The sequence below is a fragment of the Niveispirillum sp. FG156 genome (assembly GCF_057809555.1).
On the sequence record NZ_JBMDKE010000024.1, the window covers coordinates 1 to 12,105 of the forward strand.

At 64.1% G+C, this 12,105-nt stretch carries 10 protein-coding genes; 8 read left to right on the top strand and 2 right to left on the bottom strand.

Features of this window, described 5'->3' with window-relative positions:
* Positions 1-133: 133 nt before the first annotated feature.
* The 6 genes from ACODSP_RS16120 (at position 134) to ACODSP_RS16145 (ending at position 7,359) form a co-directional block, all read left to right on the top strand.
* Positions 134-1,066 carry a hemolysin family protein gene (locus ACODSP_RS16120; protein ID WP_488966682.1) on the top strand — a complete coding sequence of 311 codons (933 nt, stop codon included), beginning with the start codon at positions 134-136 and terminating at the stop codon, positions 1,064-1,066.
* A 108-nt stretch (positions 1,067-1,174) separates the two neighbouring features.
* Positions 1,175-2,776: an apolipoprotein N-acyltransferase gene (gene lnt / locus ACODSP_RS16125; RefSeq protein WP_488966590.1), complete on the top strand. Its 1,602-nt coding sequence runs from the start codon at positions 1,175-1,177 to the stop codon at positions 2,774-2,776.
* Positions 2,777-2,932: 156 nt separating this feature from the next.
* Positions 2,933-3,382, top strand: coding sequence for a helix-turn-helix domain-containing protein (locus ACODSP_RS16130; RefSeq protein WP_054165993.1), 450 nt, complete (start codon positions 2,933-2,935; stop codon positions 3,380-3,382).
* Between the two features lie 150 nt (positions 3,383-3,532).
* The gene (gene metK, locus ACODSP_RS16135) at positions 3,533-4,702 is read left to right on the top strand and encodes a methionine adenosyltransferase (protein WP_488966591.1); all 1,170 of its coding nucleotides are present in this window, start codon (positions 3,533-3,535) and stop codon (positions 4,700-4,702) included.
* Positions 4,703-4,808: 106 nt separating this feature from the next.
* Positions 4,809-5,519: a tRNA (guanine(46)-N(7))-methyltransferase TrmB gene (gene trmB, locus ACODSP_RS16140; protein WP_488966592.1), complete on the top strand. Its 711-nt coding sequence runs from the start codon at positions 4,809-4,811 to the stop codon at positions 5,517-5,519.
* A gap of 151 nt (positions 5,520-5,670) precedes the next feature.
* Positions 5,671-7,359 (top strand): methyl-accepting chemotaxis protein, encoded by a 1,689-nt coding sequence (locus ACODSP_RS16145; protein WP_488966593.1) that lies wholly within the window; start codon positions 5,671-5,673, stop codon positions 7,357-7,359.
* A gap of 157 nt (positions 7,360-7,516) precedes the next feature.
* On the opposite strand, the gene ggt is transcribed toward ACODSP_RS16145, so the two are convergent.
* Positions 7,517-9,283 carry a gamma-glutamyltransferase gene (gene ggt, locus ACODSP_RS16150; RefSeq protein WP_488966594.1) on the bottom strand — a complete coding sequence of 589 codons (1,767 nt, stop codon included), beginning with the start codon at positions 9,281-9,283 and terminating at the stop codon, positions 7,517-7,519.
* 486 nt (positions 9,284-9,769) lie between these two features.
* A complete protein-coding gene (locus ACODSP_RS16155) occupies positions 9,770-10,393 on the bottom strand; it encodes a cold-shock protein (protein WP_054165749.1) in 624 nt (207 codons plus the stop codon).
* Between the two features lie 443 nt (positions 10,394-10,836).
* On the opposite strand from ACODSP_RS16155, the gene ACODSP_RS16160 reads away from it, so the two are divergent.
* Together ACODSP_RS16160 and ykgO are read left to right on the top strand one after the other, a co-directional pair.
* Positions 10,837-11,796, top strand: a complete 960-nt coding sequence (locus ACODSP_RS16160; RefSeq protein WP_488966595.1) for an SAM-dependent methyltransferase — start codon at positions 10,837-10,839, stop codon at positions 11,794-11,796.
* Positions 11,797-11,933: 137 nt separating this feature from the next.
* Positions 11,934-12,059 carry a type B 50S ribosomal protein L36 gene (ykgO, locus tag ACODSP_RS16165; protein ID WP_029014073.1) on the top strand — a complete coding sequence of 42 codons (126 nt, stop codon included), beginning with the start codon at positions 11,934-11,936 and terminating at the stop codon, positions 12,057-12,059.
* Positions 12,060-12,105 lie beyond the last annotated feature (46 nt).

A 12,105-nucleotide genomic window follows, 5' to 3' on the forward strand; every position in this document is an offset into this window, starting at 1 on the left:
CCGCCGCGAATGGTCCCGGCGGCTCCGCCGCGAATGGTCCCGGCGGCTCCGCCGCGAATGGTCCCGGCGGCTCCGCCGCTTATGATCCGGGGGACATGTCTCCCGGACCCGTCCCCTTAACCCAAGAAAGATGATGGCCGACCTCAGCGACAGTCGATCGCCCCGCGAAGACGGGGCGGAAGAAAATGGAACCCTCGCCCAGCACCTGCGTGGCTGGCTGCGATCAATCCTCGGGGTGCGCGGTGGTGACACGCTGCGCGACACGATCGAGGAACTGATCGAGGAGACGGGCCCCAGGGAGCCCTCCATGGCGGAGGGAGAGCGGGCCCTGCTCGCCAATATCCTGAAGCTGCGCCACCGCACCGTGGCCGATGCCATGGTGCCGCGCGCCGATATTGTCGGCGTGCCCATGGACATTACCCTGCCCGACCTGATCAAGCGTTTCTCTGAAGAAGCGCACAGCCGCATGCCCGTGTACCGGGAGGAGCTGGATGACGTGGTCGGCATGGTCCATATCAAGGACGTTCTGGCCTGTGTGGCCGGTGCCCGCAGCTTTGATATGCAGGCCATCACCCGCGAGGTGATGATCGTCGCCCCCTCCATGCCCGTTCTCGACCTGTTGCTGAAGATGCGGCAGAAGCGCCAGCATCTGGCGCTGGTGGTCGATGAATTTGGCGGCATCGACGGTCTGGTTTCCATTGAGGATCTGGTGGAAGAGATCGTGGGTGAGATCGAGGATGAACATGACGATGCCGAGGCAAGCGCCCTGACCCCGCGCGCCGATGGCACCGTCGATGTCGATGCCCGTATCCCGGTGGAAGAGTTCGAGGCGCAGCTGGGCCGCTATTTCGATGCGGACGAGTTGGAGGATGTCGACACGCTGGGCGGGCTGGTCTTTGCCATGGCGGGTCGCGTGCCCTCGCCTGGTGAGGTGCTGAAGCATCCGGGCGGGCTGGCGTTCGAAATCCTGGATGCCGATCCGCGCCGCATCAAGATGCTGCGCGTCCACAATCTCGTCACGAACAAGGACGATGATGCGGACGAGCCCCAGCGGGCGGTTGGGTAACGCGGTTTTCGCGCCCTTATCGTTCCTTTCCCATCCCCGTTCTGGCCTTGTGTCGCGACGGGGATGGCATGCTGGCCCGTCCGCACTTTCCTTGTCTGGATATTCCTCATGACCGATCCCGCCGTTTCGCCCCGTCTTGCCATTCTGGCCAGCCGGGTAACCGGCCTGACGGGATGGAAGCGATGGGGGCTGGCGGCCCTGGCGGGTGCCTTGGCCACCCTGGCCTTGCCGCCGGCCCATGCCCTGCCCCTGCTCTCGCTGGCCTTTCCGCTGCTGGTCTGGCTGTTGCGCGGGTCGGCCCGGGGGCGGACGGACTTCGCCATCGGCTTTGCTTTCGGCGTTGGTCATCATGTGCCGGGCCTGTACTGGATCAGTGCGGCCCTGTTCACCGATATTGGCCGCTTCTGGTTCATGCTGCCCTTTGCCCTGCTGGGGCTGCCGGCGCTGCTGGGCCTGTTCCTGGGCGCCGGCACCGCTGCCTTCGGTTGGGCCCGGCGGCGGTTCGGCCTGACGGGGTGGGCGGAAGCGGTTGCCCTGGCGCTGGCCTGGGTCGCGGTGGAATATGCGCGCGGGCATCTGTTCACGGGCTTTCCCTGGAACCTTTTGGGCTATGGCTGGGTGCCGGTCCTGCCGGTACTTCAGTTTGCATCCGTGGCCGGCATCTATGGCTTGTCGCTGCTGACGGTCCTGGTGGCGGTGCTGCCGGCGACGCTGGCGGGGCCGAAGCCGTCCTGGCGACCGGCGCTGGTGGGAGTGGCGGTTCTGGCGCTGGTGGCTGGCTGGGGCAGCTGGCGCATGGCGGGGCAGGGGCTGAGTGATGTGCCCGGCGTCATGCTTCGCATCGTGCAGCCCAATATTCCGCAGGAACAGAAATGGAAGGAAGAGGCGAAGATCAACAATCTGCGCCACCTGATTTCCATGTCCGGTGCGGAGGGCTGGGACCGCATCACCCATGTCATCTGGCCGGAAACAGCCGTACCCTATTTCCTGTCTTCAGACAGCTCGAATGCTGATCAGCAGCCACTGACCCGGCTTCTGACACAGATAGCGCCGCCGGGTGGCGCCCTGATCACGGGGGGGAACCGGCTGGCGACTGATGCCGCCGGTAATTATGTCTATTTCAACAGCCTTTTCGCCCTGACCCAAGGTGGGCAGGTTGCAGCCAGTTTCGACAAGTTTCACTTGGTGCCGTTTGGCGAATATTTGCCGCTGCGTGCCCTGCTGCCCAAAGGCATGAAGGCCGTGGCGGCGGGAGCGGATTTTTCCGCCGGCCCCGGTCCGCAGGCCCTGTCACTGCCCGGCGCACCCACGGCCAGTCCGCTCATCTGTTACGAGGTGATCTTCCCAGGTGCGGTGATGCCGCGTGGGGGAGAACGCCCGCACTGGCTGCTGAACCTGACCAATGATGCCTGGTATGGACAGACCGCAGGGCCCCACCAGCATTTTGCCATTACTGTCGTGCGGGCGGTGGAAGAGGGGGTGCCCCTGGTACGCGCCGCCAATACCGGCATCTCGGGTGTTATCGACGCATACGGGCGGGTCAGGGGCAGTATACCGCTCGGCGATAGCGGAAATCTGGATATTTCACTACCTCAGCGCGCCGTTTTCGTGCCATTGTATGCAGACTTTGGCGATTTAATCCCCGCCCTGATCTGGCTGGGTCTGTTACTGGCCGTCGTCATGCAGGCGCGTCGTCGGGTAACGGCCTGATGCCGGCTTCTCAGTGAGTTTTTGGATGCTACGTGCATATGTCCTTCTGGATACAGACAGGGATGTGCAACATACCAAAGAATAGAGCTTAATCGCTTGACGACATGCAAACGTATGTCGCAGGATCGGGATAACGCCATTCTGGAGGTTGTCCGCATGCAAACCGAAACCCGTGGCCGTCGTGGTGGCGGTCGACCCAAGCTCGGCAAGCCGAATCCCATTGATGTTCATGTCGGCACGCGTGTGCGTCTACGTCGTACTCTGCTGGGCATGAGCCAGGAGAAGCTGGGTGAGGCCATTGGCCTGACGTTCCAGCAGGTCCAGAAATATGAGCGCGGTGCCAACCGCATCGGCGCTTCCCGCCTGTTCGACCTCAGCCGTGTTCTGGATGTGCCGGTGTCGTTCTTCTTTGACGACATGCCGAATCCCGATGGTTCGCCCAATCCGGCCCCGACGCCGATGCCGGAGGCGGGCGAACCCGATCCGATGGCCAAGCGTGAGACGCTGGAACTGGTGCGCGCCTATTACCGGATTACCGATCCGGCCGTGCGCAAGCGCATCTTCGAGTTGACGAAGGCTGTCGCTGGGCCTGCCGACGCCGGTTGATCGGATGCAAGGGGCGGCGATGCTGTTCGGTTAGATCTTCGCCTGCACCCTTGACCCTTCTGTAAAAGATTGCGACAAACACGCGGCCCCATTTGCTCTGGGGCGGCGTGTTTTTCCATGCCCGGAAACAGATCAGCTGAGGCGACCCAAGTGGCCAAGTCGAACTACGTCTTTACGTCCGAATCCGTGTCCGAAGGTCATCCGGACAAGGTCTGTGACCGTATCTCCGACGCTGTCGTCGATCTCTACTTGGCGGAAGACCCTTTCGCCCGCGTGGCGTGCGAGACGTTGGCCACGACCAACCGTATCGTGATCGCGGGTGAGGTGCGTGGCCCCGGCAGCCTGCTGAAGAAGGTCGAGGAAGTGGCCCGCGAGGCTGTCCGCGACATCGGCTATGAGCAGAAGGGCTTCCACTGGGCCACAGCCGAGGTTGCTGTACATCTGCATGCGCAGTCCGCCGACATTGCTGTCGGCGTCGATGCCGCCGGCAACAAGGATGAGGGTGCGGGCGACCAGGGCATCATGTTCGGGTATGCCTGCACCGAGACGCCGGCCCTGATGCCGGCCCCGATTTATTACAGCCATCAGCTGCTGAAGAATCTGGCCCAGGTGCGTCACTCGGGAGCAACCCCCTGGCTGGGTCCCGATGCCAAGAGCCAGTTCTCGCTCCAGTACCGCGATGGCAAGCCGGTGGGCGCCACCTCCGTGGTGCTGTCCACGCAGCATTCCGAGACGGTGAGCCAGGAAGAAATCCGCGAGACGGCGCGCAAGCACGTCCTGGATATTCTGCCCGAAGGCTGGATGTGCCCGGAAGAGGCGTTCTATGTGAACCCGACGGGCCGGTTCGTGATTGGCGGTCCCGACGGTGATGCCGGCCTGACCGGTCGCAAGATCATCGTGGATACCTATGGCGGTGCCGCACCGCATGGCGGCGGCGCCTTCTCCGGTAAGGACCCGACCAAGGTTGACCGTTCCGCCGCCTATGCCGCGCGCTATCTGGCCAAGAACGTTGTTGCTGCCGGTCTGGCCGACAAGTGCACGATCCAGCTCAGCTACGCCATCGGCGTTTCGCACCCGCTGTCGGTCTATATCGACACCGCCGGCACCGGTCGTGTGGACGAGGACAAGTTGTCCGACGTGCTGCGCCAACTGATGAACCTGTCCCCGCGTGGCATCCGTGAGCATCTGAAGCTGAACCGTGCCATCTATGCCCGCACGGCGGCCTATGGCCATTTCGGTCGTGAGCCGGATGCCGATGGCGGCTTCAGCTGGGAAAAGACCGATCTGGTTGCCGATCTGAAGTCGGCGTTCGGCGCCTGATCCTTTCGGGCGGCTCCCGCCTGCCCGGCACCATATTGGCAGCGGCCCGCCTAACCGGCGGGCCGTTTGCTATTCCGCCCATCTGTTGAACGATCCGAGTCGCATCATGTCCGAGGACAGCACCCCCCACCGCAAGGTTCTTTATGGCCGCCGTCTGGGACGTCCCCTGCGTAAGCAGCGGCAGGAGGTGATGGAGACGCTGCTGCCCAAGATGAAGCTGACGGCGCCGGTAGAGGGGGAGCAGCTGGACCCCGCCAGCCTGTTCGACGCGCCCAAGCGCGACCTGTGGTTCGAGGTTGGCTTCGGCGGCGGGGAGCATCTGGCCTGGCAGTCGGAACGTAATCCCGATATCGGCTTCATCGGCTGTGAGCCCTTTATCAATGGCGTCTCGTCCCTGCTGAAGCATGTGGCGGAAGCCGGCCAGACCAATATCCGCGTCGTTCCCGACGATGCGCGCCCCATCCTGGATGCGCTGCCCGACGCGTCGGTGGGCCGTGCCTTTGTGCTGTTCCCCGACCCCTGGCCCAAGGCGCGCCATGCTTTCCGCCGCTTCATCGGACCGGTCAACCTTCCGCGCTTGGCCCGCGTCCTGAAGGATGGGGCGGAGTTGCGTATCGCGTCGGATGATCCGCAGTTGCAGCGCTGGATGCTGGAACATACATGGCGCTATCCGGACTTCGAATGGACGGCCAGAACCGCCGAAGACTGGCGTGTCCGCCCCGAAGATTGGCCCCAGACAAGGTATGAGCAGAAAGCTCTGGATGCGGGCCGCGTTCCGATGTTCTTGAGATTCATTCGTAAGAAGAGAGCGACCTGACCTTTATCGCTGAGTGGATACCTGCGGTTTTAGCACTACCTAACCCTTTGGACCCGTTAAAATCGCACGGCTCCACGTCATCATTCCGATCCTATGATTTTTGTTCCGGGTGAAACGGCCCGGCGCCGTTCAGACGGTAGGGGAGGGATGAATGAAGCAGCTCCGCGATCTGCGCATCGGCATGAAGGTCAACATCGCCATGGGCATGCTGGCGTTGGTGGCGATCATCATGGCTGTGATGGGTCTGTCCGCCATGTCGGTCTATCAGGGTGAGGTAGAGCGGATGGGGCGCGACACCCAGCGTGCCGTCCTGTCCGAACAGATCAATGGCCTGATCAACGGCATCGTCATGGATAGCCGCGGAATCTACATGGCCCGTGACGCCGCCGAGGTGGAGAAATTCGCCAAGCCGATGACGGCCAGCCTGGATCTGCTGGACAAGCGTCTGGGCGAATATCAGGCCCTGGCCCAAGGCGCCCAGAAGGCGGCCATGGATGAGGCGGTGGCCAAGGGGCGTGAATTCGTGACCTTCCGCCGTGAACTGATCCGTCTGGGGCAGGCGGAGGGGTCGGCATCGGCCCGTGCGTATGGCGATAATGACGCCAACCGCGCTAACCGTCAGGCCTTCAACAAGGCGATGGTTGCGCTGTCGGAACAGCAGGTTGCCCGCGTTACGACCGTCATCGCCGAACTTGACAGCTTTGGTGACCGCGAACGCATGACCATGCTGGCCATTGCCGCCATCGGCATCCTCGGCTCTGTCGGCTTTGCCATATGGCTGGTGTCGCGTCAGGTCACAGGTCCGCTGGGTTCCGTGACGGGGACCGTGCGTCAGATGGCCAATGGCGACCTGTCCGCCCATGTGCCGGAAACCGGCCGCGGGGATGAGATCGGGCAGATCGCCGATGCGCTGGACGTGTTCAAGCGGGGACTGGCCGAAGCCAAGCGTCTGGAAGCCGCCCAGAAGGCCGAACAGGCCGCCAAGGAGGAGCGCCAGCGCCGGCTGGAGAAGCTGACCAACGACTTCGCGTCCAAGCTGGGCGAGGTGTCTACAGCCCTGGCCCGGTCTGCCCAGGATATGCGCGACAGCGCCGAGGGTCTGACCGGCGCCGCCAAGGCCGCCGCGACTCAGGCCGCCGAAGTGGCCAGCGCGTCGGATGAAAGCGCCGCCGGCGTGCAGAGCGTCGCCGCCGCCACGGAGGAGATCAATGCCTCCATCGCGGAGATCGCACGGCAGGTCGTGGAGGCCAATAATGTCGCCCGGGCCGCCGTGGAGGATGCGGGCGAGACGAGCCGCACCATGGATGGCCTGCAGGGTGCCGCTGGCCGCATTTCCGAAGTGGTGGGCCTGATCCAGGGTATCGCGGCGCAGACCAACCTTCTGGCGCTCAACGCCACCATCGAGGCGGCGCGGGCGGGTGAGGCTGGCAAGGGCTTTGCCGTCGTCGCGTCGGAGGTGAAAGCCCTGGCCATGCAGACGGGCAAGGCGACGGAAGATATTACCGGCCAGGTGGCCAACATTCAGCGCGAGACGAGTGCCGCCGTGACCGCCATCGCCCGCATCGCCAACACCATCGACAAGATCGGGGAGATCACGACGGCGTTGGCCGCCGCCATCGAGGAACAGCAGGCCAGCACCAACGAGATCGCCCGCACCGTGCAGGATGTCGCCAACGGCACCCAGGCCGTCTGCGATGCGGTGCAGGGGGTCAGTCAGGCGGCGGCCAATACCGGTGGTGCGGCAGCCACCGTTCATGGCACCGCATCTGACGTGACCCGTCAGTCCGTGGTGCTGAACACCGAGGTCGACCGCTTCGTGAAGACCATCATCGCCGCCTGATAATGTTCATCCATGGGGCATGGAGCATGCCCCATGGAGGCCGCCGACCGGCGGCCCGCGCACCCATGTACGTGTGAAGCCCAAGCCGCCGGATGGCGGCACCCGGCGCCTGAGGGAAAATGCAAAGACCAAGAGCCATGGGACATGGCTCCTGGTATCAATCCCCTGCCGCGATACCGTCGCGGCGGGGGTCGGCGCCACCCTGAATGCCGGCTGGGGTGACGCGAATGATGTGGATGCCGCTGTTGACATTGTCCCGCTTCACCTGATGGCCCATGGCCGTCAGCGCGCTCGCCAGATTGTCGGCGGCAGGTGCCGATTCGATCTGCGTGGCGCCATTGCGGTTCAGCAGAATGGGCAGGTTGACGGCGGCCTGTGGGTCCATATCCCAGTCCAGCATGGCCACCAGCGCCTCGGCCACGTAGCCGATGATGGCAGTGCCGCCGGGGGAGCCGACGGCCAGAACGGGATTGCCCTTCTGATCGAACACCACCGTCGGCGCCATGGAGGAACGCGGGCGCTTGCCCGGCCCCGGCGCATTGGCGACAGGCTTTCCGTCCTTGGTGGGGACGAAGGTGAAATCCGTCATCTGGTTGTTCAGGACGAAGCCACCGGCGATCAGGCCGGAACCGAAGGCGAATTCCACCGAACTCGTCATCGACACTATGCGTCCGGCATCATCGATGATGGAGAAATGCGTGGTGGAGGGGATGTCGGGCCCATCGGCGGCGGGGAACAGGGCGCCGGTGCGGAAGGGTGGCTCGCCCGGTGGCACGGGGCCTGTGGCGGCGCGGACGGGGTCGATCCCGGCGGCGCGGCTGGCGATATAGCCGGAATCGATCAGGCCACGCGTGGGCACCGGCACCTTGTCTGGGTCGCCCACATGCGCCTCCCGGTCGGCATGGGCGCGGCGGCTGGCCTCCATCAACAGGTGCCAGGCCTTGGGATCATCCTTGCCCATGGCGCGCAGGTCATATTGCGACAGCATGCCCAGGATCTGCAAAATCGCGACACCGCCCGCCGATGGCGGGGCCATGCCGCAGACCTTCCAGACGCGGTAGGGCATGCAGATGCCGTCCCGTTCCACCGCCTTGTAATTGGCCATGTCCTCCAGGGTCAGGACGGGCGTACCGCTGTCGCCGGCGGCCTGTTGCAGGCGGCTGACAATGGCCTTGGCGATCGGGCCGCGATAGAAGGCGTCAGGGCCGGCAGCCGCGATCAGACGCAGGCTGACGGCCTGCTCAGGCATGGGAATGCGCTCACCCAGGGCGGGCGGGCGCCCGCCCTCGCGGTAATAGACGCGCTGCAAGTCGGGTGCCTTGCCCAGCATGCGCTGCCACTCGGTCAGCACACCGACCATGCGCGGCCAGGCGGGTACGCCGGCATCGGCCAGATCGATGGCGGGCTTGAACAGGCTGTTCCAAGGCAGCTTGCCATGGGCGGCATGGGCCTGGGCCAGCATGGCAACGACACCCGGTACACCCACGGCGCGGCCCTGGGGCAGGGTGTCCAGGAACGGCATGGGCTTGCCATCGGCCCCGATGAAAAGGTTGGGCGTCACGGCGGCACCCGCCACCTCCCGCCCGTCATAGGTGGTCAGTTTGCCGCCCGGTTCGGCCAGCAGCATGAAGGCGCCGCCCGCCATGCCCGATGATTGCGGTTCGGCCAGACCCAGCACCGCCTGTACGGCCACCGCCGCATCCACCGCGGTGCCGCCCTGCCGCAAAATCTCCAGCCCCGCCTGCACTGCCAGCGGATTGGCGGCCACCACCATGTGGCGCTTTGCGGTGACCAGCTCCTTGACCTTCGCGGCGGAGGCCGGTTCCGGTGCCTGTTGGGCCAGGGTGACGGGGGCCGTCAGGCACAGGGTCAGCAGACCCGTAACCAAACGGCGGGTGAATAGCGGAAGATGTCTGGATCGCATGTGCCTGTCCGGGGCCAGTTTTTTACATGGTCACCCGGTGGAATAGGCGATGGCAAGGGCTTAAACCAGCAGCTGGAATTTTTGAGCGCTGGTAGGGCGGCCACCGCCGTGCAAAGGGGGAGGCGAAGCGCCATCGACCCCAGAATCGGAAGCGGGCCGCAAAGGGCCCGCCCGATACTTTAAGAGCGTATTTCCGGTGATCGGAAACTTCAGTTTCTCAAACGCCGGCGCCGCATCCGCGGCTTGGGCGCTACACGGCACACGCCGCACGGCGGCGGTCGCCGCCGGGCCTGTTTCTGGTCAAACGAATACAACTCTCGACCAACAGTCTTTCAAATGTACTTCGAGTTCGAGCCGAAAGCAGGAAATGAACTGACAGGAAAGCACTGAAACAGGAAAAAGGCTGGCAACGCCGCCCTTCTGGGCAGCGCTGCCAAACCTTCAACCACGTGACGCAAGAGCGTCAGGTCAAACGCGGATCAGAGATCAGAGGATCTCGACGCGGTTGGCCTGCGGGCCCTTCTGGCCCATGCTGGTCTGCAGACGCACGCGCTGTTCCGGGGTCAGCGAACGGACGCCCGAACGCTCCAGAGCGGTGATGTGGACGAACACGTCCTTCCCACCGCCGTCCGGCGTCACGAAACCAAAGCCCTTGTCGGCGCTGAAGAACTTGACCACGCCCTCGATCGTTTCCGACGGGCCGTTGTCGAAGCTGCGGGCAACGCGCGGCGGGCGCGGGCTGTCGCCGTAACGGTCGCCGCCAAAGCGGTCGCCGCCGCCAAAGCGATCACCGCCGCCACCAAAGCGGTCGCCGCCACCCGGACCACCCGGACCACGACGGGCCGGCTGAGCCGTCGACGTATCGACGCTGTGGATCGAAGCGACCTGCGGACCCTTCTGACCCTGCGACAGATCGCAGACGATGGTCGTGCCATCGGCCAGAGCGTCATGACCAACGGCCTGGACGACCGAGGCATGCAGGAAGGCATCGGGCGACCCATCGGACAGGGTCACGAAGCCGAAGCCCTTCGTGGGGTTGTACCATTTGACCGTGGCGGTGACGCTCCGGCGGGTGATCTGCGGGCTCTGCGGAGAACGGCGCTCGTACATGTGGTCTCGAACTCGACTGTCATAGTGTAGGGAACTTCACCGGGAAACCGGCTGCAAGGACAGTACACGGTTCAGCTCCGCGCGGAAAGTACATCCGCGTGGGCCTGTCCAGCAGCCATCCCTCCATGACCCTACACTGGATATCGACCGGATGCACTATCAAAGCCGTCGATTGTTACCGAATGATAGCAGGGCTGGCGGCCCGCGCACGCAAGGACCGCATGGCCCGATGGCGGTGTTTGATGCGCAATGCGCGCTGCTTTTTCCATGTCTGGCATGGGAAATACCAGGGCTAGTGCCCGTTCTTCTATTGACGGGCTATTAGAGCGGCATATTTCGGCTTGCACATTCCGTGCAACCGCCCCCGCCAAGACTGTTTCCCCTGAAACGCATAAGAGGTAATCTCCCTTGTGTCGCAACAGGCAAGCCACCCTAACGGACGCATGGCCGCTACCCGCAGCACCGAGGACGAAACGGTTGCCCCCACGCTGAAGGATCGATTCCTGGCGTGGTGGGAGGGCCATGACGTTCAGCGCCGCCGCCGCGAGGCCGAAGAAGAAGCTGCGGCCGCCGGGGCGGGTGCCGGTTCCTTGCAGGCCGGCGACGGCAAGCATATGAACCGCAAGGGCAAGCCGCTGTGGACCGCTACCCGGATTGAGGTGGTGGAGAAAATCTGGGGGCCTGGCTTCTCCTCCCCCGGTGGGGACGAGTTCATTCCGACCATTGTGAAGCCGCTGGGCCTGAACCCGGCCATGAGTGTGCTGGATATTGGTGCCGGCCTGGGCGGGGCCACGCGTGCGATGGCCAAGCAGTACGGCACCTGGGTCACCGGCCTGGAAGGCAATCCCGTTCTGGCCGAGGCCGGGATGTTCCGGTCCCAGAAGTCCGGCTTGGCCCGGCAATCGCCGGTCATGTCTACGGATTTGGAGAATTTCACCTGGACCAAACGGGTGGATGCCATCTTCTCCAAAGAGACTTTTTACATGATTCGCAACAAGGACAGGCTGATCGACAGTGTCGAGGCCATCCTGAAGCCGCGTGGCCAGTTGCTGTTCACCGATTACGTTATTGATCCCGGCCACGCGCGGGGCCGGGATTTCGATGGCTGGATCCATGCCGAACCGGTGGAGCCTGCGCCCTGGACCGTGGAGCAATATGCGGGCGCCCTGGCGCAGCGGAACCTCGATATCCGCATCACCGAGGATAATACCGACATGCACCGCGCTTTGATTCTGACGGCCATCCAGGAATTGGTGAAGCATCTGGAGACGGTCAGCATGGATCACGACACCAAGCTGGCGGTGGTGGAGGAGGTGGAGATGTGGGCCCGGCGTGTGGCGGCCCTGTCTTCGGGCCTGCGTTACTACCGATTCTATGCCCTGAAGCCCGCCGAACTGACCTGATCGGGGCTGAAAAGCCGGGGTTTTGCGGCGCGGGAGGGGGTTGCACGGGGTGATGCGCCTGCCCGGTTGACAGGGGGGCAACCCGCGACTATGTTCCGCGCCTCGCAAAGAACGCCTCCTGCGCCAGAGTGCTTATCATGAAGATCGTGAATTCGCTGAAGTCGATGAAGACCCGCCACAAGGCTTGCCGCGTCATCCGCCGCAAGGGCCGTGTCTACGTCATCAACAAGCTGAACCCGCGTTTCAAGGCCCGTCAGGGCTGATTGATCGCTGATTTGGTTTGCGCCGGGATGTAACAGTCCCGGCGGG